Source organism: Mycobacterium sp. IS-1556, from assembly GCF_001499985.1.
Classification (GTDB): domain Bacteria; phylum Actinomycetota; class Actinomycetes; order Mycobacteriales; family Mycobacteriaceae; genus Mycobacterium.
Window position 1 is genome coordinate 23,100 of record NZ_LQIM01000014.1, and the last position, 22,585, is coordinate 45,684.

The 22,585-nt window shown below is 64.7% G+C and carries 19 protein-coding genes and 1 pseudogene; 18 read left to right on the forward strand and 2 right to left on the reverse strand.

Annotated elements, in window-relative coordinates; genetic code table 11:
- The first annotated feature begins 23 nt into the window (after nt 1-23).
- From AU187_RS12600 to AU187_RS12635, 8 genes and pseudogenes are all read left to right on the forward strand, one after another.
- Complete coding sequence (locus tag AU187_RS12600; RefSeq protein WP_082683927.1) at nt 24-1,730, forward strand: AMP-binding protein; 1,707 nt, start codon at nt 24-26, stop codon at nt 1,728-1,730.
- Nucleotides 1,727-2,923 (forward strand): annotated as a pseudogene (locus AU187_RS12605) (thiolase family protein). Before AU187_RS12600 ends, AU187_RS12605 begins: the two are co-directional and overlap by 4 nt.
- Before the next feature lie 2 nt (nt 2,924-2,925).
- Complete coding sequence (locus AU187_RS12610) at nt 2,926-3,693, forward strand: SDR family NAD(P)-dependent oxidoreductase (protein ID WP_059101105.1); 768 nt, start codon at nt 2,926-2,928, stop codon at nt 3,691-3,693.
- Nucleotides 3,694-3,715: 22 nt separating this feature from the next.
- Entirely contained in the window at nt 3,716-4,471 is a 756-nt protein-coding gene (locus tag AU187_RS12615) for a crotonase/enoyl-CoA hydratase family protein (RefSeq protein ID WP_059101104.1), read from the forward strand.
- Between the two features lie 48 nt (nt 4,472-4,519).
- On the forward strand, nt 4,520-5,725 hold the full coding sequence (locus AU187_RS12620; protein ID WP_059101103.1) for an acyl-CoA dehydrogenase family protein: 1,206 nt from the start codon (nt 4,520-4,522) through the stop codon (nt 5,723-5,725).
- Nucleotides 5,722-6,837 carry a CaiB/BaiF CoA transferase family protein gene (locus tag AU187_RS12625; RefSeq protein ID WP_082683928.1) on the forward strand — a complete coding sequence of 372 codons (1,116 nt, stop codon included), beginning with the start codon at nt 5,722-5,724 and terminating at the stop codon, nt 6,835-6,837. Before AU187_RS12620 ends, AU187_RS12625 begins: the two co-directional genes overlap by 4 nt.
- A 3-nt stretch (nt 6,838-6,840) precedes the next feature.
- A complete protein-coding gene (locus AU187_RS12630) occupies nt 6,841-7,665 on the forward strand; it encodes an enoyl-CoA hydratase/isomerase family protein (RefSeq protein WP_059156987.1) in 825 nt (274 codons plus the stop codon).
- Complete coding sequence (locus AU187_RS12635) at nt 7,620-7,979, forward strand: hypothetical protein (RefSeq protein WP_059156988.1); 360 nt, start codon at nt 7,620-7,622, stop codon at nt 7,977-7,979. The genes AU187_RS12630 and AU187_RS12635 overlap by 46 nt, the downstream gene beginning before the upstream one ends.
- An 829-nt stretch (nt 7,980-8,808) precedes the next feature.
- On the opposite strand, the gene AU187_RS12640 is transcribed toward AU187_RS12635, so the two are convergent.
- Nucleotides 8,809-9,717, reverse strand: coding sequence for a MaoC family dehydratase (locus AU187_RS12640; protein ID WP_059101099.1), 909 nt, complete (start codon nt 9,715-9,717; stop codon nt 8,809-8,811).
- Between the two features lie 183 nt (nt 9,718-9,900).
- Between AU187_RS12640 and AU187_RS25005 the strand changes: the two genes are divergently transcribed.
- Nucleotides 9,901-10,743 (forward strand): acyl-CoA thioesterase, encoded by an 843-nt coding sequence (locus tag AU187_RS25005; RefSeq protein ID WP_172800245.1) that lies wholly within the window; start codon nt 9,901-9,903, stop codon nt 10,741-10,743.
- A 496-nt stretch (nt 10,744-11,239) separates the two neighbouring features.
- On the opposite strand, the gene AU187_RS12650 is transcribed toward AU187_RS25005, so the two are convergent.
- Entirely contained in the window at nt 11,240-12,064 is an 825-nt protein-coding gene (locus tag AU187_RS12650) for a crotonase/enoyl-CoA hydratase family protein (RefSeq protein WP_059101097.1), read from the reverse strand.
- A gap of 309 nt (nt 12,065-12,373) precedes the next feature.
- On the opposite strand from AU187_RS12650, the gene AU187_RS12655 reads away from it, so the two are divergent.
- The 9 genes from AU187_RS12655 to AU187_RS12695 are packed head-to-tail and all read left to right on the forward strand — an operon-like array spanning nt 12,374 to nt 22,563.
- The gene (locus AU187_RS12655) at nt 12,374-13,144 is read left to right on the forward strand and encodes an MlaE family ABC transporter permease (RefSeq protein ID WP_059101096.1); all 771 of its coding nucleotides are present in this window, start codon (nt 12,374-12,376) and stop codon (nt 13,142-13,144) included.
- Nucleotides 13,141-13,980, forward strand: coding sequence for an ABC transporter permease (locus tag AU187_RS12660; RefSeq protein WP_059101095.1), 840 nt, complete (start codon nt 13,141-13,143; stop codon nt 13,978-13,980). Before AU187_RS12655 ends, AU187_RS12660 begins: the two co-directional genes overlap by 4 nt.
- A gap of 5 nt (nt 13,981-13,985) precedes the next feature.
- Nucleotides 13,986-15,473 carry an MCE family protein gene (locus tag AU187_RS12665; protein ID WP_059101094.1) on the forward strand — a complete coding sequence of 496 codons (1,488 nt, stop codon included), beginning with the start codon at nt 13,986-13,988 and terminating at the stop codon, nt 15,471-15,473.
- 28 nt (nt 15,474-15,501) lie between these two features.
- Entirely contained in the window at nt 15,502-16,533 is a 1,032-nt protein-coding gene (locus AU187_RS12670; RefSeq protein ID WP_059101093.1) for a virulence factor Mce family protein, read from the forward strand.
- Nucleotides 16,530-17,819, forward strand: a complete 1,290-nt coding sequence (locus AU187_RS12675) for an MCE family protein (protein ID WP_059101158.1) — start codon at nt 16,530-16,532, stop codon at nt 17,817-17,819. The genes AU187_RS12670 and AU187_RS12675 overlap by 4 nt, the downstream gene beginning before the upstream one ends.
- A gap of 29 nt (nt 17,820-17,848) precedes the next feature.
- The gene (locus AU187_RS12680; RefSeq protein ID WP_082683948.1) at nt 17,849-19,216 is read left to right on the forward strand and encodes an MCE family protein; all 1,368 of its coding nucleotides are present in this window, start codon (nt 17,849-17,851) and stop codon (nt 19,214-19,216) included.
- Nucleotides 19,213-20,367, forward strand: coding sequence for an MCE family protein (locus AU187_RS12685; protein WP_059101092.1), 1,155 nt, complete (start codon nt 19,213-19,215; stop codon nt 20,365-20,367). Before AU187_RS12680 ends, AU187_RS12685 begins: the two co-directional genes overlap by 4 nt.
- A 1-nt stretch (nt 20,368) precedes the next feature.
- The gene (locus AU187_RS12690; protein ID WP_059101091.1) at nt 20,369-21,859 is read left to right on the forward strand and encodes an MCE family protein; all 1,491 of its coding nucleotides are present in this window, start codon (nt 20,369-20,371) and stop codon (nt 21,857-21,859) included.
- Complete coding sequence (locus AU187_RS12695) at nt 21,823-22,563, forward strand: Rv1363c family protein (protein WP_059101090.1); 741 nt, start codon at nt 21,823-21,825, stop codon at nt 22,561-22,563. Before AU187_RS12690 ends, AU187_RS12695 begins: the two co-directional genes overlap by 37 nt.
- Nucleotides 22,564-22,585 lie beyond the last annotated feature (22 nt).

Below are 22,585 nucleotides of genomic sequence, written 5' to 3' on the forward strand. Positions count from 1 at the left end.
CACACGAGCAACAGATTTAAGCTATGACAGGCGATCTCAACCTCGGCACGCTCGTTCGCGCGGTCGCCGAGCGCGTTCCGCAACGCGTGGCTGTGCGCCAAGGCGAGCGAGTATTGACCTACGCCGAGTTAGTCGATCGGTCGACGCGCCTGGCCCGGTACCTCAACGACCGTGGCATTGGACACTTCGCGGACCGATCACAACTCAGAGGCCATGAATCAGGTCAACATCTGCTCGCGCAGTACCTGCACAACGCGCCCCAGTTTATCGAAGGCCTGGTGGGCTGCTACCTCGGCCGCGTGGCCCCTTTTAACGTCAACTACCGCTACACCGCCGACGAGCTGCGCTACCTGTTGCGCGACGCGGCTCCGACGGTAATCCAGTACCACGCCGCATTCGCCCCGGTCCTGGCGGAAGTCTTACCTGACCTCCCCGGCGCACAGATCCTGCTGCAAGTGGCCGACGGCAGCGGAAACCCGCTGCTGCGCGGTGCTGTGGACTACGAGGAAGCGCTGGCATCAGCCACACCCGAAGTGCACCAAGATCTTTCGCCTGACGACCTCTACGTGATCTACACCGGTGGCACCACCGGAATGCCCAAAGGGGTGCTGTGGCGCCAAGGAGACGCCGCCGTCGCGACCCTGGGTCTTCGCGACAAACGCGGCGACCGGGAGTGGACCGACATCCGCGCTGCCCTAACCGCGATACGCGCCGATCCGGCCCGTGTCTTGCCGTGCGCGCCGATGATGCACGGCGCCGCGCAGTGGGCCGCGCTGGGGGCGGTGTGCGAAGGCAACACGGTGGTTTTCCCCGAACATGCGCAACGTTTCACTGCCGCCGATGGTTTGGCAGCGGTGGCCTCCCACCGTGTCACCGTCATCACGCTTGTCGGCGACGCTTTCGGGTGGCCGCTGGTGGAAGAGCTGCAACGCGGCAACTATGACGTGTCGTCGTTGCGGGTGATCGTCTCCGGCGGCGCGGCGCTCCATGCCAGTTGCAAGCAGCGGTTAGTCGAGCTCATTCCCGGTGTGCGGGTGGTCGAGAACATCGGCTCATCTGAATCGGGGATTGTGGGCAGCCACGTCAGTGCTGATGCGGTCTCGGCCGCTGAGGTGACGTTCACCCCGGACGACTCGATGTTCGTGGTCGCCGAAGACCTCAGCCACTTCCTAGAGGCCGGCCACGACGGCGTCGGATGGCTGGCGCGCGGCGGCCGAATCCCCTTGGGCTATCTCGGTGATGCCGACAAGACCGCGCGCACCTTTCCTGTTGTCGAGGGCATGCGGGTGACCATTTCGGGCGACCGTGCCCGGTTGCTGGCCGACGGCCAGGTACAACTGCTGGGGCGCGACGCACTGACGATTAACACCGGCGGCGAGAAAGTCTTCGTCGAAGAGGTCGAAGCCGTCCTCAAAGACCATCCCGACGTCGCCGACGCGCTGGTCTGCGGGCGGCCCAGTGAGCGTTGGGGTTCAGAGGTCGCCGCCGTGGTGGTCGCGCCGTCGGGAATCGACGAGCCAGCAGTGCTGGACTTCTGCCGCAGCCGGCTCGCCCGGTACAAGATCCCCAGGGTCCTGCATGTCGTCCCGCGCATCGTGCGCAGTGACACCGGCAAACCCGACTACGAGTGGGCCGTGCAAATCGTGAGCGAGCTCGGCGCTCCAGCTCCTCAGGACTCACCACCAGAGTCGGCGGCCACCGGCACGCTGAAGGAAGGAAGTTGTTCATGAGCACTACATCGTCGGCGGTGATCGTTGACGCGATGCGCACGCCGGGCGGCCGGCGGCATGGAAACCTGTCCGGGTGGCACCCCCTTTGATCTCGGCGCGGACATCCTCAAATCCCTGGTCGAGCGCAATCGGCTCGACCCCGCACTCATCGGTGACGTAATCATGGGCTGTGTCACGCAGGTGGGCCATCAAGCCTTCAACATCGGCCGCAGCAGCGTGCTGGCCCCGGGTCTGCCCGAGAGTGTGCCCGCCACCACCATCGACCGTCAGTGCGGCTCGTCACAGCAGTCGGTGCACTTCGCCGCACAAGGCGTGATGGCCGGTGCCTACGACATCGCGATCGCCGCCGGTGTGGAGGTCATGAGCACTACTCCTATGGGCGCCTCCAATACGCCGGGGTCCTACGTCTACGGCCCAACGGTGCGCAAACGCTACAGGCCGGTCGGGGGTCTTGTCCCGCAGGGAATCTCAGCTGAGATTATCGCTGACCGCTGGGACCTGTCACCCGAACAGCTCGACGAGTACGGCGCGCGGAGCCAGCAGCGCGCCGCTCGCGCGCTCGACGAGGGCCGCTTCCACAACGAGATCCTGCCAGTGGCTGTCAAGCGCCGCGACAAGGACACCGGCGAGGTCACCGAGCAGGGCATCGCTGAGTCCGACGAAGGGATCCGGTCCGGAATCACCGCCGAATCGCTGAGCATCCTCAAACCATCGTTCAAACAGGGCGGCAAGATCACCGCCGGAACGTCCTCTCAGGTTTGTGACGGCGCCGCAGCCGTTCTCATCACCAGTGAAGCCGTTGCCGAGCGCCTCAAACTCACACCGCGAGCGCGGGTACATACCTTCGCCCTGGCCGGGGTCGATCCCGTTTCGATGCTCACCGGGCCGATTTCCGCGACCGAAAAAGCTTTGAAGAAGGCCGGGTTGACCGCAGCCGACATCGACGTCTTCGAAGTCAATGAAGCCTTCGCCTCCGTGGTTTTGGCCTGGGAGAGAGAGATTCACCCCGATATGGACCGCGTCAACGTCAACGGCGGCGCGATCGCACTCGGTCATCCGCTGGGCACCTCGGGCGCAAAGCTCATGGCCACCGTGGTCAACGAACTCGAGCGCACCGGCGGGGCCGCTACGGCCTGCAAACCATGTGCGAAGGCGGCGGCCTCGCCAATGCCACGATCATAGAAAGGATCTGACCATGAACATTGAAGGTGCATCGGCCATCGTCACCGGTGGAGCGTCCGGTCTCGGTGCCGCCACCGCCCGGGCGTTGTCTCAACGCGGCGCCCGGGTCGTGATACTCGACCGACAAGAAGACGGCGGCCGCAAGGTCGCCGCCGAATTGGGCGGAATCTTCGCCCCCGCCGATGTGTCCGACGAAGAGCAAGTACAGGGCGCCGTGGACGCAGCTGTGGATCTCGGCCCGCTGCGGGTGTTGGTCAACTGCGCCGGTTTGGGTCCGCCGGGCAGGATTGTCGACCGCGAGGGAACACCGATCCCGCTGAACAAGTTCGACTTCGTCGTCCGGGTCAACCTCATTGGCAGCTACAACTGCGCGCGTCTGGCGGCTGCGGCGATGACACGGTCAGAACCGTTGGAGGACGGTGCTCGTGGCGTCATCCTCCACACCGCTTCTGTGGCCGCATTCGACGGGCAGATCGGGCAGACGCCCTACTCGGCAGCCAAAGGTGGTGTGGTGGCAATGACATTGCCGATGGCTCGTGATCTCGCGCTGCACGGGATCCGGGTGAACACCATCGCGCCTGGCCTCATCGACACCCCGATCTATGGAGCCGGTGAAAAGGCCGACGCCTTCAAGTCAAAACTTGGCACCAGCGTGGTATTCCCGCAACGTCTCGGATATGCCGACGAATTTGCCTCTCTGGCAGTGGAATTGGTGACCAACAGCTATATGAACGGTGAGGTCGTCCGGCTCGACGGCGCCATCCGTTTGCCGCCGCGGTAGTTGAAAGCGCAGGAGTTCAGTTATGAGTGATGAAGTGCTGGTCGAACAACGCGATTCGACCCTGCTGATTGCCCTTAACCGTCCGCGGGCGCGCAACGCGATCGACACCGCGGTCAGCGACGGGTTGTTGGCCGCCGTGGAACGCCTCAATCGCGACGCCTCCCTACGCGTCGGGGTGCTGACCGGGACCGGCACAGCGTTCTGCTCCGGTATGGACCTCAATGCGTTCGCCAAGACCGGAATGCCAGATGGTATCGGCCATTTCCTGCGCGACGGCAGCGCCGAGAAGCCGCTCATCGCCGCGATCGAAGGCTACGCCCTCGGCGGCGGCCTTGAACTGGCGTTGGCTTGTGATCTGATCGTGGCGGCCACCGGCGCCAAGCTGGGGCTTCCCGAAGCCAAGGTGGGGCTGTTCGCCGCAGGTGGGGGCTTGTTACGGCTACCTCAGCGCATCCCGGAAAACGTGGCCCTGGAGATGGCGATCACCGGTGAGCCGCTCAGCGCCGAACGCGGCTACGAACTCGGGCTCATATCCCGGCTCACCCAGCAGGGCGCCGCGGCCGATGAGGCGTTGGCGCTCGCGGAGCTGATCGGCCGCTGCGCCCCGCTGAGCGTTGGGGCGTCGCGGCGGCTGGTGCGCCGGCGCAGCGGTATCGGCGACGACGACTTCTATACCTATCAGAAGCCTCTGCTCAAAGCGGTATTCCGTTCGCAGGACGCCAAAGAGGGCCCACGCGCCTTCGCCGAGAAACGCCAACCGCAGTGGAGCGGCACATGAGCGCTGCGCCCAACCGAAACTTTGGCCACACCCAGGAAAGGACCGAGGATGCTTCGTTGGTCAGATGAGCAACTGATGTATCGCAAGGCGGTGCGTCGCTTCGTGGAAACTGTGGTAGCTCCACAGCGCGAGGCACTGGAATTCGACGGTGTCCCTCCATTCGACATTCTGCGCAAGTTCTACGCCGAATTCGGGGTGGCTGACAGTGCGATGGAGCGTTTCGCGGCAACGATGGCCGGGCAGAAGCCGCCACGAAACGCGTCGGAGAAACTCATTCCGCTGCTGGAGTTCTCCCGGCACTCGCCAGGTCTGGTGACCGCGTTGGGTGCCAGCATCGACCTGACCGCAGGGGCGATCCTGCGCAGCGGCAGCGATGAGCAGAAACGGCGCTGGGTTCCGGATCTGCTGTCACTGGCCAAGATCGGCGCGTGGGCGCTCACCGAACCGGAGTCGGGCTCGGATGCTTTTGGGGCTATGCGATGCACCGCACGAGCGACCGAGGGGGGCTGGCTGCTCAACGGATCCAAAACCTTCATCAGCAACGCGCCCTACGCCGACACCATCGTGTTCATCTGCAAGCTCGACGACGGCAGGCCCGCCGCCCAGCGCAAGATCATGACCTTCGTTCTCGAAAAGGGGATGCCCGGGCTGTGGCAGAGCGAACCGCTGCGCAAGATGGGGCTGCATTCCTCACCCACCGGTGAGCTGCGCCTGGACAACGTTTTCGTAACCCCGGACCGACTACTCGACGGGCCCGGGCCGAACACGGGTCCCGCCAAATCCGCCGAGCCGTCCGGATCGGCCGCCAAGGCGACGTTCGCGATGGAGCGGGCGAGCATGGCGGCTAACGCCTTGGGCATCATCGAGCGTTGCTTGGAGCTGTCCGTTGACTATTCGAAGACCCGCGTCCAATTCGGCAAGCCGATCGGCGACTACCAGCTCATCCAACTCAAACTGGCCAAGATGGAAGTGGCGCGACTCAACACCGAGAACCTGCTGCTGCAGTACATCGCGATGTCGGATGCCGGACTGCGTCCGAGCCTGGCCGAAGCCTCGGCGATCAAGCTCTACACCGCCCAGGCCGCCATGGAAGTCGCATTGGAGGCGGTCCAGATCTTCGGTGGCAACGGCTATATGGCAGAGAATCACGTTGAGCAATTGTGCCGCGACGCCAAGATCCTGTCTATCTTCGGCGGCACCGACGAGATCCAGGTGCGCACTATCGCGCGCAGTCTGCTCGCGGAGGCCCAGTGACCCAGTGGGATTGGGGGGCCATACTCTCCGACGAGCGTCCCGGCGGGCCGCTGGCCGGCGTGCGGGTCATCGAGGTTGGCGGTATCGGTCCCGGTCCGTTCGCCGCGATGTTGTTGTCCGACATGGGCGCTGACGTCGTCCGGGTCGATCGGCCCGCCGATACCGCCAAGCCGGATGCCGTGCTGCACAGGGGGCGCCGCATGCTTGAGGCCGACCTAAAAGATCCGGCAGACCGCGATGCGGTGCTGCACCTGATCGCCGAAGCCGACGTTCTCATCGAGGGGTTCCGTCCCGGAGTAGCAGAACGGCTTGGGCTGGGTCCGACTGATTGCTGCGCCGTGAACCCCCGACTGGTATACGGGCGCATGACCGGCTACGGACAAGACGGGCCGCTGGCCCAAGCCGCCGGCCACGACATCAATTTCATCGCCGTGGCCGGCGCGCTGGGGGCGATCGGCGCCGACGCGCCGGTACCGCCGCTCAAGCTTATCGGCGACATGGGCGGGGGAGGCATGCTACTGGCGTTCGGCATCGCCTGCGCGCTGGCCGAGACGCGTCACTCGGGTCAGGGTCAGGTAATCGATGCCGCGATCGTCGACGGAACCGCGTTGCAGCTAAGCATGATCCACGACATGCTGGCCAACGGCACCTGGACCGACACCCGCGACAGCAACACCCTCGACGGGGCGGCTCCGTTTTACACCGTCTACCGGTGCAGTGACGGCGGCTACGTGGCCGTCGGCGCCATCGAGAAGCAGTTCTACGCCAACCTGCTGTCGCATCTGGACCTGGCCAGTGACCCGCTGTTCGCGCGGCAGTGGGATCGCTCGGCCTGGCCGGCGGCCAAGGCCCGACTTGGGCAGGTGTTCGCGAGCAAGGCCCGCGACGAGTGGACCGCGCTGCTGAACGGCGCCGACGTCTGCGTCTCCCCTGTGCTGTCACTGCGGGAAGCTGTTGACTACACGCCGAATACAGCGCGAGCGGTCTATGAGCTCGACAGTCGGGGTGCGTTCCAGCCCGCGCCGGCACCCCGATTCAGCCGCACCCCGGCCGGGCGGAGGTGGCATCCAGCATCAACGCCGTCAAGAGTGCCGTCAGAAGTGAGGACATAACCGATGTCGCCTGAGTTCAGCACCCTCGCAATCGAAACCACTGCGGGTGTACTCACAGTGCAGTTCAACCGGCCCGACCGCGCCAACGCCGTCAATTCCGTGATGCACGACGAGATTCTGGCGTTTCTGCGGTGGCTGCCCGATCAGCGCGATGTCGGCGCCGTTGTCCTCACCGGGATGGGGCGGTTCTTCTGCGCCGGGGGAGACATGGAACTCATTGAGCAGACCCGCAACGCCGATCCCTGGGCCACCGCACGCGCGATCGGCGATGTCAGCAAGATCGTGCGTGAGTTCCTCGAAGTCCCTCAACCGGTGATCGCGGCGGTAAACGGGGCTGCCGTGGGTCTGGGCGCCACGCTGGCGTTGCTCAGCGATCTGGTCATCATGGCCGACACCGCAACGATCTCCGACCCGCATGTGCGGATGGGAATCGTGGCCGGCGACGGCGGCACGGCGGTGTGGCCGGCTTTGGTAGGGCCAGCGCGCGCCAAAGAGTTCCTGCTCACCGGCGACGTTGTCGACGCGCCCACCGCCGAACGGATCGGTCTGGTCAACCGCGTCGTGCCCGCCGGCGGGGTTGTCGCCGAAGCGCACGCGTTCGCCGCACGCCTGGCGGCCGGCCCTCGACAAGCCATCGCCTACACCAAGCGGGCGATCAACGCCGCACACGCCCGCGATGCAATCCCCAACGTTATGCTTTCGGCGTCGTTCGAAGCCCAGAGCATGAAAGAGCCTGACGTGGTTGAAGGCATGGCGGCCTTTCAAGAGCGGCGAACGCCGTCGTGGCCCAGCGCCGCGCCAACCATCCCTGCTACGTCGAGTTCCTGATGATCATGGAACTCCGCCGATTCTGCGAGGGTTCGCCGCTGGGGATGTGCGACCAAACCACGATCGTGACACCGTGGTCCTCCGGCATGACGAATGCCAAGAAGAGCGATGAAGCAGCCCGCTGCGGCCCCAGACGGATTCGGCCGTACGGCGTGGCGCCATCCGTCTGGGACGCCAGTCACCTCGTCGAAGTCAATGTGTTCAGACGGCGCCATGTTGTCGAATTCACCTGGCGTCGTCGGCGGTTTGAATGGTCGCGCCGGCCCGTTTTGTGCATCGCGGTAGAGGTGGGCTACCCGGTGAAGGCGCGCTGAGATGCCCCCGACGGCTCACCGCACCCATCGATGTCGGTGATCAGTCCGGCGGATGCGTCGGTCGGCATCCATCACGACACCCTGGCTGGCGGGCAGTCTCTCTGCGCAACTTCACCCGCACCCGCGCTGTGTAGACGGGCATGGTGAACTAGCCCCCGGCGTGTTGTTCATGCTTGCCGACATTGTGCTGGCGCGCACCAGTTCTGGGTGAACTGGCCACCTGCCAGCACATCGCGACGAGCAATCTGCACCTGGCCGTCATCGCTCGCCCCACCATCGCCGATGCCGTCACCGACGGAGGAGTCCGCCGTCGGCGGACCTCATGGACCCAACAGGACGCCTGCTCGCCACCGCCACGGCACGTTTCGCCGTCCTGAAATTCAGTAGCGCGGCCGCAGCCACCGTGCGTAGCTCACGCCCGGGCCTCAACATCTCCGGCAGCGACTACACCGGTGCCCGGTTCAAGAGCAGTACATTTCGTGCGCCCAATCGAAGCGGGCGCAGCGGAGACGGGTTTTGGCCGAGATAGTCCACATCGGAACACCTTTGGCTCCCACCCGCGCGTCACTGCACATACGCGAGGTGCGAACGGCCGTCGTCATCGACCTGCTGCACGCGCCGCCGCGCAAATTCACCACTTGGACGCAAGAAACACACCGAAGCGATTTCGCACACGGTGACACTGGAGGGCCACCAGCTACGCACTCGACCCGTCTGAGGGTGCGGCGCACCGGTCCGGCGAACCGTCAACCCGTGACGTGGGGCGAGCAAGCCGTCAGCACTGGGCTGGACGAGCAAGCTAGCGTACGATGCGCGAGGGATTGACTTCTCAAATTTGCGGGGCGGGCGATACTTTGGTGTCGTCGTCGGAAGGTCGATACATGAAGTTGCCATGATCGAGCGCGACCCCCACTGCGGTCGTCGTCCTGAACACCGCGCCGCCGTCGACCCGCCAAATCGCTACTGTCAATTGGTCGCCGGGAAACACCGGCGCGGAAAGCCGCGCGCTCATCGAACCAAACAGTTCAGGTTGACCGTCGCACAGCGCGCCGATCAACGCGCGGCAGGTGTATCCAAACGTGCAAAGCCCATGCAGGATTGGGCGGGAAAACCCCAATTCTGCTGCGGCCGCGGGATCTGAATGCAGAGGATTACGGTCGCCGCACAGCCGATAGATCAGAGCCTGCCCCGGCCCGACCCCCAACTGCACCGTCGAGTCAGGCTGTCGAGCCGGGGCTTGCCACAGCGTGTGCGGACCGCGTTCGCCGCCGAAACCACCTGCGTTGCGGACGAACAGGCCGGATTCCGCCGTGGCTACAGGGCTGTCATCACCGATCAGATGGAGTTGGTAGACAGCCCGGATAAGCGCGTCGCGTCCTTTGTCGTAGATCGCGGTGACAGTCGAAGTGCTGAAGGCCTCTCCGTCGACGGGTAACGGACGGTGCAGTGTGAGCCGTTGGTCAGCATGCAGGACCTGCGACATCTTGATTGGCCCCACCGCGGGAAGGTCCCTCTGCGCCAAAGTAATTGCGAATGTCGGCACGATACGCTGGTTTACGCCGCGGGTATTTTCGGTGGTGAAGCATAATTCAGCCAGCGGGTCCTCTTGGCCCGCGCCGATGCCAACCGCATACAGCTGCGCGTCTTCGGCCGACCATGACACCCGACGCGGGGACCCAACGCGTCCGATCACGCTCAGGTCAAGTCCATCTTTCGACGTATGGTCGGATGTCAGCATCTGGCTCCTCACGGCGGTAACAAAACATGTTCTGCAGGTGCGCACGTTGATCGTCGGCAGGCCACTGGACCACGGTTGACAGCGGAGCACTCGACCAGCACGATAGCAGATGATCGTACGTTCGATCTGCACAAGTTTCGTGGCGCTGGACGAAGTGCTCGGCTGCCGGAAGGGCAACGAAGGATGACACGGGAGAACAATTGCGCTCGATCGCCGCGCCCGCAGATCCTCGATGTGTTCCAGCTCGACCAAGCGGCGACTGATGTTTGGCTTTCGCGCGCCGCCGACCCGGTCGGCGGACGGCTGTTCGGCGGGACGATGATTGCGCAGGTCTTAGCCGCCGGACGAGCTGCGATGCCAGGCCTTACCTACGCAGACAATCTTCATGTTCAATTCCTGCGGGCCGCTGCGGGTGACGTCCCGTGTGAATTCCGCGTCCAACGCACATTCGACGGAAAGTCGTCAGCCTTGCGCTCGATCTCGGTGAGCCAGCAAGGTTTGCCGGTGGCGATCGGAACCGTAGCGTTTAATACTCCGAGTGACAGCTGGACGCATGGACATAAACAGCGGCCCCCAGTGTTGCCCGACAGCTTGCCAAACGCCATGCCGCACACGGCGCGAGCCGTGCCACCGGACGCTTTCGACATACGCTTTTACGACGAGCGTGTCGACGGCGTCTTCACCAGACGATTGTGGTTCCGCTCGCTTTATGCGCTGCCTGACGACCCCATCGTTCACGAATGCGTGCTGTCGTTCATCAGCGATCTCTACTTCTTCGAACCCATAGTCGCTCAGCACGGCTTTCGGGGCAATGACCGCAGGATCCGATTCGCGACTACCGACCACGCGATGTGGTTTCATCACATACCCCGCACCGACGAGTGGTTAGTCCTTGAATCAAGCTCGCCCGTCGCAGGAGGCGGTCGAGGATTGGTCACCGGTGAGATTCGCACGCTGGACGGCCGCGCCGTGGCCACTGTGGTACAAGAGGTCGCCGTGCGGATGGCGCCCGCGCCATCGCGGTAGTCGAATGGCGGTAGGCCCGCCAGTGGCTCCTATAGTCCGCCGAGAATCGTTGCAGGAGACGGCGGATTCGCCGTCTCCTGCGCCTTCAGGGCCGAGCACTCGTCCCGCGGCAGCAACGGCGATCGTCGTCACACGACCCCGGGAGGGCGTAATCGCGGGCCCGTTGGCGCTTCACGCGGCGCTGCGCGGCAATGGCGAAGCGAACCGATCAGTTGGTTCACTCTCGGATGGACACGGGTCGGGGGATTCGGAGATGTGGAAGGCGAGGTCGCCAGTTCCGGGGGTTCGTGAGCCGAGCGTCGCGAACACCCGCAAGGATCAGCGATGAGGTACCGAAGAGCACTCCAACGATGGGGCAGAAGGCACCAACGCCAGCGGGACGCCGATCGCGGCGGGCGCCTACACTCTCGACGGGGTGCCGGGACAACGTCGCCCTGCGGGTCGAGCACGCGGTAGGCACAGATACCTAGGGATTCCTGAGGGCATGTCCAATCGCCTACTTGCCCGTGAACTGCGGCGAACGCTTCGCGAACGTCGCCGAGATAGCCTCGGACAGGTCCTTGGACGGCAGGAACGCCGCGTTCCATGCCGCAACATAGCGCAGGTTCGCCGCTACTGCCGAAATGCGTTGCTGGTCAAGGACATCCTTGATGCCGTGAATGGTCATCGGCGGATTGGCTGCGATCTCGGCGGCGGTGGCGTGCGCAACGGTCAGCGAGGCCTCGGCGTCGTCGAACACGTCGTTGACCAAGCCGATCTTCTCCGCACGCGCGGCGTCGATGTCCTTACCGGTCAGCGCCAGCTCGCGCAGGTGTCCGTCACCCAGAATGAGCGGAAGTCGGGCTAGGCTGCCGACGTCGGCGACCGCCGCCAGCTTCACCTCGCGGACTGAAAATTTGGAGTCGGCGCTGGCATAGCGGATATCCACCGCCGAGATCAGATCAACACCGCCGCCGATGCACCAGCCGTGCACCGAGGCGATCGTCGGGGTGCGGCAGTCGGCGACGGCACTGATCGCCTGCTGCATGCGCAGCACCTCGGCGTGAAAATCGGCGCGCGGTCGAGCCTGCGCACCCTCGGCCAGGATCGGACCAAGTAACCCACCCATCACCGACACATCCAGCCCGTAGCTGAAGTTGTCGCCCGAGCCGGTGAGCACGATTGCGCGCACATCGCGGTCGGCTCCCAGTGCGGTGAACACCTCCGGCATCTCCGACCAGAACGCCGGGCCCATCGTGTTGCCCTTGCCCGGTCCTATCAGCGTCACCTGCGCCACGTGACCCCTTGTTTCGACGGTGACGGATTCGTACGGCTGACCCATGGGCAGACCGTACCAAGGACATGTGATCCCACCCGCGGCCCGGCTCCGATTCGCCGCCACCGACGAACTGGCCAGCGCAGCAGTCACACTCGGTGTCCTGCAACGCGTTTAGGCCGTGCACTACCGATGGCAGCGGGTTACTTGCGTTCCGCGGCGGAATCTGATTCGATCAATCGAACGTTCGCTCAGGTAACGAGGTGCCAGTGCCAGGATGTCTGCAGCTTCGGGAAATCTTTAACTCAATGACTCAACAACTTGGTCGGCCGATTCGGCCACCACGAGTGAGCTGTTGAACGCCAAAGGGAGCACGTGGTCGCGTCTACAACGCTACGCACGCCGGTACGCGAGGTCGGCGCCTTCTTCGCGATGTCGCTGGACGCCCTGGTGACAGCGTTTACCACGCGGTTCTCATGGCGTGAATTCATCGAGCAGGCTTGGTTCACGGCTCGAGTGTCGGCGCTGCCCGCCATCATGTTGACGATTCCCTTCCATGTGCTGGTCACGTTCGTCCTGAGCGTGCTGTTCGCCGAGATTGGCGCTCAGGACCTCGGGGGCGGCGGCGCAGCTCTGGCCGCGGTCTCGCAGAGCGGGCCGTTTATGGTGATCCTGATCGTCGGTGGCGCCGCCGCCACGGCGATGTGTGCTGACCTCGGGGCGCGCACCATCCGCGAAGAGATCGACGCTATGGAAGTGACGGGCGTCGACCCGATCCAACGGCTGGTGGTGCCGAGGATCGCCGCAATCATCCTGAACACGGTGTTGCTGTTCGGACTGTCGGTCGTCGGCGCCCTGGCGGGGTGTTTCTTCTTTAGTGTCTACGTCCTGAACGTCACTCCAGGCTCCTTCGCGGCCAGCCTGACGTTTCTCATCGGGCTTCCCGACCTGGTCATCTCCACCTGCAAGGCCCTCATTTTCGGCCTGGTCGCGGGCCTGGTCGCTTGCTACAAGGGTCTCACTGTCGGCGGCGGTCCGCAGGGGGTGGGCAACGCCGTCAATGAGACGGTTGTGTACACGATCATGATCTTGTTTGTCGTCAATACGGTTGTGACCGCTGCGACCGTGTCGGTGGTTCTGCGATGAGCGCGACAAGACAGCGGTTGGAGCGCTTTGTGCGGGCCTCGGCCGGGGAATGGAATCGCATAGGCGAACAGACCGCGTTCTACGCCAAGACTCTGGGCGAATCCACGGAAGCCGTGCGCAAATACAGGGTCGAATTGACGCGGCTCATCGCCCAGATGGGCCTGGGCGTCGGCGCGCTTGCGTTGGTCGGCGGGGCCGTGGTTGTCGTGTCCTTCGTCGTGATGGGCGCCAGCTCGGTCGTCGCCATTGTGGGGTACAGCCAATTCAGCAACCTGAGCTTAGAGGCGCTAATAGGGTTCTTCTCCGCCTACGTCAACCCGCGCCTCGTCAGTCCGTTGATCGCCGCTATCGGTTTGGCCATCACCATTGGGGCCGGCGCCACCGCTCAGCTCGGGGCCATGCGGATCAACGAGGAGATGGATGCCCTTGAGGTGATGGGCATCCGCGCGATCGCCTACTTGGCATCAACCCGGGTGATCGCCGGTGTGATCGTGGTCATCCCACTGTTCTGTGTCTCGTTAATAGCCGGAATAGTGACGACCCAGATGGTCGTCCTAGTGTCCTTCGGTCAGTCAGTCGGTGTTTACGAGCACTACTTCAACACATTCCTGCGGCCCACCGATGTGATCTGGGCATTGGTACAGGTGACGGTGCAGGGGACCGTCATCATGCTGGTGTGCACCTATTACGGGTTTAACGCAACGGGGGGACCCGCTGGCGTCGGTGAGGCGACCGGTCGCGCGGTACGCGCCGCACTGGTCGCGGCGACGACCGTCACGATGATCGTGGGCATGATCCTCTATGGCCGATCCGGTGGCTTCAACCTCACGGGATAGCGACGATGACACCGAAACGCCGCGAGCTTGGCCTGCATCCCGCATGGTGGACACTCATAGTCGCCGTGATGGCCCTGGTGGTAATCGTGATTACCCCTATTGCGTTTAACCGCGACTTCCAGTCATACGCCAGGGTGACCCTCCTGTCGGGCCGGGCGGGTCTGTTGACCGAGCCCTACGCGGAGGTGCAACTTCGCGGCGTTCCGGTCGGCCGGGTGGCGTCGATTCACACGGGCGGTGGGAAGGATCCCGTCAAACTTGAATTGGAGCTCTACCCCGACCAGCTCAAGTACATCCCTGCCAACGTCGGAGCTCAGATCACGGCCCCCACGGCGTTTGGTGGAAAGTTCGTCGAGCTGCGCACCCCCAGCGATCCGAGTCCGAAGCGGCTGGCGGCGGGGGCGGTGCTGCGGTCGAGCGATGTGACTGTCGAGGTCAACACGGTGTTCGACAACCTGGTCGGAGTGTTGAACCAGGTGGACGTGACCAAACTGAACGCGGTGCTGTCCGCGGTGGCCGACGGTGTTCGCGGCAAGGGTGACGAGCTCGGTCAGACCGTGACCGATCTCAATCAGGTGCTCAGTGAGCTCAATCCGCGCAGCGAAACCATCCGCCAGGATTTTCGCGGGCTCCGCGATTTCAGCAACACCTTCGCCGCGGCTGCGCAGGACGTCCTGACGGTGCTGGACGCCGCCAGCACGACCAGCGCCACCATCACCGGCAATGCGCAGGCCTTGGACGCACTGCTGGTCGACGTGATCGGTCTGTCGCGCAGCGGCATCGAGTTGATCGGCCCGAACAAGGACAACCTGGTTAGCGGGGTCAACATGCTCGAGTCGACAACGCGGCTGCTGATGAAATACAACCCCATACTCACCTGCACCCTCGTCGGCGGAAAGACCGTGCTGGACATGGGCTTCGCTGACGTAGCCGGCGGTCGCAACGGATACTCGGCGATACTAGACACCGCCCTTCTGCTCGGCGACGACCCGTACCGGTACCCCGACCACCTGCCCATCAACGGCATCAAGGGCGGCCCGGGGGGAGCGCCGAGCTGCGGCGAGTTGCCCGATGTCACCAAGAACCTCCCGGTGCGGTACCTGGTGACCAACTCCGGTTGGGGCACCGGCGTCGACATCCGGCCCAACCCCGGTATCGGCTTCCCCGGGTACGCGAACTACTTTCCCGTCACCCGGGCGGAACCCGAACCGCCGACCTTCAACAATCGCGAGGGCCCGGCGCCCGGACCCATCCCATACCCGGGCGCACCGCCCTACGGGGCGCCGCGGTACGCACCGGACGGAACGCCGCTCTATCCGGGTTTGCCGCCGGCGCCGCCGCCGGGCAGGCCGGCCGAACCCGGTCCGCCGCCGGCGGGCTCGGACCCGGTACCCCCTGCGCCGCCCAATCCGGCACAGGTGCAGCCGACCCCGATACCGCCATCGTCGTTGCCACCTTCGCCGCCACCACCGATGCACGCCCCAACACCCTGACCGCGGAACGCGATAGAGAAAGGCACAGATGCGAGAGAATCTGGTAGGTGCGTCCTTGCGCTTTAGCGCCTACGCCGTCGCCTGCGCGGTCATGCTCGTTCTGCTCTTCGCCGTCTTCGGTCAGCTGCGCTTCTTCCAGCAGACAACGACATACAGCGCCGAGTTCGCGAAAGTGTCCGGGCTGGAGAGCGGAAACCTCGTCACCGTCGCGGGTGTCGAGGTCGGCAAGGTGCAAAACATCGCGATCAACGACGACGGCACGGTGCGCGTCGAGTTCTCCGCGGACGCCTCGGTGGTGCTCACCGAGGGCAGCCGGGCGGTCATCCGCTACCAAGATCTGATCGGCGGCAGATACCTGGCGCTCGAGGAGGGTGCGGGGGGAGTCGACAGGTTCGATCCCGGGGACACGATCCCGCTGACCCACACCGAGCCCGCACTGGACCTGAATGCGTTGATTGGCGGTTTTCGGCCGCTGTTTCGTGCGCTGCACCCGGACCAGGTGAACAAGCTGACCGGTCAGCTGATCGCGGCCTTTCAGGGGCAAGGGCCGACCATCGGCTCGTTTCTGAGCCAGGCGGCGGCCCTAACCAACACGCTGGCCGACCGGGACCAACTGATCGGCGAGGTCATCGCCAACCTCAACACCTTGCTCGGTTCACTCGGAGACCAAAGTGACCAGTTCGCCGAGGCGGTCGACTCGCTGTCTGAACTCGTGGACGGCCTCGAAAACCGCAAGCAGGACATCGCCAACGGGCTGGCCTACACCGACGCGGCCGCGAAGTCGATTGCCGACCTGCTGGCACAGTCCCGCCCGCCGCTGCAGAAGGTGGTGCCCGAATTGGATCGGACCGCGGGAATCATCGTGGCCGACCACGAGTACGTCGACAACCTGCTCGACACGCTGCCCGACGCCTATCAAATCCTGGGTCGGCAGGGGCTATACGGGGACTTCTTCAGCTTCTACCTGTGCGACGTCGTCCTGAAGATGAACGGCAAGGGCGGCCAACCCGTGTACGTCAAGCTGGTCGGCCAAACCTCGGGGAGGTGCACGCCGCGATGAAACGCTTCTCCGAACGCAATCCGTTTGTCATCGGGGTCATCGGGCTTGGCGTGGTTCTCGCCATCACGGTGCTGTCGCTGAACTATCAGAAACTTCCGTTCTTCGACACGGGCAAAACGTACTCCGCCTACTTCAGCCAGGCCGGCGGCCTGCAACCGGGTAACGCGGTCCGGGTCTCGGGATTTGAAGTCGGCAAGGTGTCCAGCATCGAGCTGGATGGATCGCGGGTGCTGGTGACCTTCACGGTCGATGAAACCGTTCGGCTCGGCGAGCGCACCGAAGCGGCGATAGAGGTGGAGACCCTTCTCGGTGCCAAACTCCTGGAGGTCACTACGCGGGGAGAAGGGCAGCTGACGAATCCAATACCCCTCGACCGGACCGCATCGCCCTATCAGCTGCCTGACGCGCTCGGCGATCTCACCACAACAATCAGTGGGTTGAACACCGACCAGCTATCGAACTCGCTGGCCGTGCTGGCCGACACCTTTTCCGAAACCGCGCCCGACTTGCGGGCGGCGGTCGAGGGGGTAGGGCGGTTCTCGCAGACACTCAACGAGCGCGATGCCGAGCTGCGAAGGTTGTTGGACAACGCGAACAAGTCGACGAAGGTGCTCGCCGAGCGTAGCCAGGACGTGGTCAATCTCGTCGTGCACACCAACGCGCTGTTGGTCGAGCTGCAAAACCAGAGCAGCGCCCTGGACCAGATCTCGAACAGCATTTCGGCAGTGGCCCAGCAGATCGAGGGTTTCATCGCGGAGAACCGCGAATCGCTTAAACCCGCGCTGGAGAAACTCAACGGTGTGTTGGCGATCGTCGACAGGCGCAAGACAGACGTACAGGAGTCCGTCAAGGGGCTCAACGCGTACGTGTTGTCGCTGGGTGAGGCGGTGTCGTCAGGACCGTTTTTCAACGCCTACGTCGTCAACCTGCTGCCCGGGCAGTTCGTGCAGCCGTTCATCGACGCTGCCTTCTCCGATCTCGGCCTCGATCCGGCCACCCTGTTGCCCACAGAACGCGCCGACCCGCAGACCGGCCAGCGGGCAACGCCGCCGCTGCCGGTGCCCTTCCCGCGGACCGGGCAGGGCGGCGAACCACGCCTTACCCTCCCGGACGCCATCACCGGTAATCCCGGTGACCAACCATGCCCGGGACCAGCACCAGGTTGCTATCCCTACCGGCAGCCACCCCCGGCGCCGCCGGCGGGCGGACCGCCGCCCGGACCTCCAGCACCGGAACCCACCCGCCAGCCCCCGGGCCCGACGTCAGCCGAGGGGGACGGACAGTGAATATCCGCAACGCGAAGGTGGCTCTGGCCATGGCGCTGGTGCTGGTGCTGATCGGCGGCGTCGTCGCGGCGGTGAGGGCCGCGAGCGGCGCAAACCAAACAAATCTCGTCGCCTATTTCGAAAACAGCAACGGCATCTTCGAGGGCGACAACGTGGTCATCCTCGGTGTGGCAGTCGGCAAGATCGAAAAGATCGAGCCGCAGCCCGAGCGCGTCAAGATCTCGTTCTGGATCGACGAGAAATATAGGGTGCCCGTCGACGCCAAGGCGGTGATCCTGTCGCCGTCGCTGGTGACGGTGAGGGCCATCGAGCTCACACCCGCCTACACCGGCGGGCCGGTGCTGCGAGAGGGCGCGGTGATCCCGCGGAAGCGCACCGCGGTTCCCGTGGAGTTCGACGACCTTCGACAGCAGCTGGAGAAGCTGGCGGACACGCTGCAGCCCACTCAACCGGGCGGAGTCAGCACCTTAGGAGCCTTCGTCAACACCGCCGCCAACAACCTGCGCGGCCAGGGCGCCGACATCCGTGACACCGTCATCAAGCTGTCGCAGGCGATCAACGCGCTCGGCGACCACAGCGACGACCTGTTCGGCACCTTCCAAAACCTGGCGACTCTGGTATCAGCGCTGCAGGACAGTACCGGCCTGCTCAAAGACCTGAACCAGAACCTGGCCGCGGTCACCGGCCTGCTGGCCAACGACCCCAACGAGGTCGAAAACGCGGTCCGCACCCTCAACGACGTGGCCGACGATGTCACAGCCTTCGTGGCCGACAATCGAGAAACGCTGGGCACGACGTCGGACAAGCTGGCGTCGGTGTCGACCGCCGTGGCCGAAATCCGCGAAGACCTCAAACAAACCCTGCACATCGCCCCCACAGCGCTCCAAAACCTCACCAACATTTACGAACCCGCGCACTTATCATTGACCGGGAACCTGTCCCTCAACAATTTCGCCAACCCGATCCAGTTCCTCTGCGGAGCGGTACAGGCGGCATCGCGGCTGGGCGCCGAGCAGTCGGCGAAGCTGTGCGTGCAGTATCTGGCGCCGATCGTCAAGAACCGGCAGTACAACTTCCTACCGTTCGGGCTGAACCCCTTCGTCGGAGCCCAGGCGCGTCCCAACGAAATCACCTACGCCGAGGACTGGCTACGGCCCGACTACATTCCGCCGCCGGCCTCACCCGGCGGCGCGCCGATCGGGGGGCCCGCGACGGGGGCGCCGCCCCCCGAGGGGCCGCTCCCACCACCGAACCAGATCTACACCCGGTTCGGCGAGCCGGCCGACCCCTACCACGGGCAGCCGCCGTTCGTACCGGCCAAGCCGCCGAACCCAATACCGACCAATCCTGCCGACGGCCTGCCCGGGATGATGGCGCCCCCCGGAGGTGGACGGTGAACCGATCGGCGCATTGGCGCCGCGTAGGCGCGGGACTCCTGGCGGCGTTGGCCGTAACCGTGCTGTCCGGCTGCGGATTCCTCCGCGACTGGCGGGGCGCGAACTCGCTTCCGCTACCAGGCACCGAGGGCGGCGGACCCGGGTCCTACACCGTTCGAGCGCAGCTGCCCGACGTGCAAAACCTGGATCGAAACTCCCGGGTCCGGGTCAACGACGTGACCGTGGGCAACGTGGAGAAGATCGAACGTCAGGGCTGGCACGCGTTGGTCACCATGACGATCGACGGTGACATCGACCTGCCGGCCAACGCGACGGCGACGGTCGGTCAGACCAGCCTGCTGGGTTCGCTGCACGTCGAACTGGCGCCGCCCACTGACGTCCCCCCCGAGGGCACCCTGGACGACGGGGCGCTGATCCCGCTGTCGTCGGGGGCCACCTTCCCCTCGACCGAACAGACGCTGGCCGCGCTTTCGCTGCTGCTCAACGGGGGCGGACTGGGTCAGATTCAGGACATCACCAAGGCGCTGAGCACCGCGTTGAGCGGTCGCGAGCAAGACCTCAGAAGCCTTATCGGACAACTGGACCAATTCGTCGCCTACCTCAACGACCAGAAAGGCGACATCATCGCCGCGACGGAGAGCATTAACAACTTGGTCGGCCAATTCGCCGAACAAAAGCCCGTCGTCGACAGGGCGCTGAAGACCCTACCCGACGCGCTGACGGTGCTTAAGGACCAGCGGCAAAACCTGGCTGAGGCGCTCGATCAGCTGGGTCAATTCGGCGCGCTGGCCACCGACTCGGTCAACCTGACCAAGGAGAACCTGGTCAAGGAGCTCAACGACCTGGGCCCGGTACTGCAGTCTTTGGCCGACGCAGGACCAGCGTTGACCCGTTCGCTGGATTTCTACGCGACCCTCCCGTTCCCCAAGCCCACGTTGTCCAAATGGCTTCGAGGGGACTACGCGAACCTGACCGCTGTCGTCGACCTGACACTGAGCCGGCTCGACTCGTCATTTCTCACCGGCACGTTCCTGGAGGGAGAGCTGACCGAGCTGGAGCTGCAGTGGGGACGCACCATCGGCCAGATGCCCAGCCCCTACACCGCGCGTAACCCGCTGATTGCGCCCTACCACTTCAACCAGGGGCCCTGACATGCGTCTGACGAGGCAAACCAGAATCCAGTTCGTGGTTTTCGTGACCGTCGCCTTGGCCGCGATCACCTACGTGTTCTTCGCCTACATGAGGGTTCCGACCCACTTCTTCGGCATTGATCGCTACAGGGTCACCATCCAGCTGCCAGAAGACGGTGGGCTGTATGAGGGCGGCAACGTCGCCTACCGCGGCTACGAAGTCGGCCGGGTGGACGCCGTTCGGCTGACCGACACCGGCGTGGAGGCGGTGCTGGCGCTGGACTCGGACATCCAGATCCCCGCCGATCTGAGAGCCGAGGTCCACAGCGTGTCGGCGATCGGCGAGCAGTTCGTCCAGCTATTGCCGCAAAGCGGGCAAGGCCCGCCACTGAAGAACGGCGACCTGATCCCCCAAGACCGCACGCATGTGCCGCCGGGCATTGCCTCGCTGCTGGAGGCCACCAATCGCGGCCTGAACGCGATCCCGCGCGAGGACCTCAACACGGTCGTCGACGAGGCGTATATCGCCGTCGGGGGGCTGGGGCCCGAACTGTCCCGGTTGGTGGACGGAACAACCAAACTGGCGGCCGACGCCCGCAGGACTTTGGACGCGCAGATCGCCCTGATCGAAGAAGCGAAGCCGGTACTGGACAGTCAGACGGAGTCGTCGGATTCGATCCAGGCGTGGGCGGCCAACCTGGCGACCATCACGACGCAGCTGCAAAACAACGACGCCGCCGTGCAAAGCCTGCTGCAGGACGCTGCCCCGGCCGCTGAAGAGGCGCGCGCGCTATTCGACCGGCTCCGACCGACGCTGCCGATCGTGCTCGCCAATCTGGTCAGCACCAATGAGGTGTTGGTCGCCTACCGAGACAACCTCGAGGGCATCCTGGTGCTGATTCCGCAAACCGCGAAAATCATCCAAGCCCCGCAGGTGGCCAACCTCAACACCAAGCAGGACTACAACGGCGCCTACCTGGACTTCAATCTGACCCTCAATATCGCGAAGCCCTGCACGACCGGGTACCTGCCGGTACAGCAGCAGCGGGCGGCGGCGTTCGAGGACTACCCGGATCGTCCCACGGGCAACCTGTTCTGCCGGACACCCCAAGACAGCGCATTAAATGCGCGCGGCGCGAAGAACTACCCGTGCGCCACCAAGCCGGACAAGCGCGCCCCAACGGCGCAGCTGTGTGAGAGCGACGAGGTCTACCAGCCACTCAACGAAGGCTGGAACTGGAAGGGCGATCCGAATGCGACGTTGTCCGGGCAAGACATCCCCGTGGTCGCGGGTGAGGAGGGAGCGCCACCACCGCCGGGGGTGTCGCCACCACTGCCTGCACCGCCACCACCTGGTGCGCCGCCGCTGCCGCTTTACCCAGCGGAGTACGACCCCGCGACCGGTACATATGTCGGGCCGGACGGGCGTGTGCACACCCACCAGAACCTGGCGCCCGGCGCCGGTGAGGAGCGGGCATGGCAAGACATGCTGACCCCTCCGCCGGGGAACTGAACACCACAGAGGAGACACACACGTTGCCGACATCGCCCGACCACACCGACAACGGTTCACCACAATCGCGGAACGGGAGAATCGCCGAGCCGAAGGCCGAAGATGTCTCAGCAGCCACACCCGACGCCGGCGACTCCGCCCCCGTAGACGGCGAGGAAGACGACGCCGCGACGGGATACGAAGACGAGCCACCAGCCGCGGTGCTGGCCAGACAGCCGATGTCACAGCTGCGGCGGGCCGCCCTCGTCGCTGTGGTCATGGTCGTCGCGCTGGGAGGGCTGGCCGGATGGCTCGGCTTTCGGGCAAACGAGTCCTATCAGACCGAGAAACAGCGTGAGCTGTTTGTTCAGGTCGCGCGCCAGGGTGCATTGAACCTGACGACCATCGACTGGCAACAGGCCGACGCCGACGTCCAGCGCATTCTGGACTCGGCGACGGGTACCTTCCACGACGACTTCGCAGCGCGGTCGCAGCCCTTCGTCGACGTGGTCAAAAAGGTGCAGTCCAAGTCGGTGGGCACAGTCACCGAAGCCGGGTTGGAATCGTTGTCCGACGATGAGGCTCAGGTGCTTGTCGCCATGTCGGTCAAGACCGCGATGCCCAATGCGCCCGAGCCGCAGCCGCGCTCCTGGCGGATGCGAATCTCGGTGCAAAAGGTCGGCGACGACGAGGTGAAGCTCTCCAACGTCGCGTTCGTGCCATGACCCAGCCGCAACTGCGCAGCGC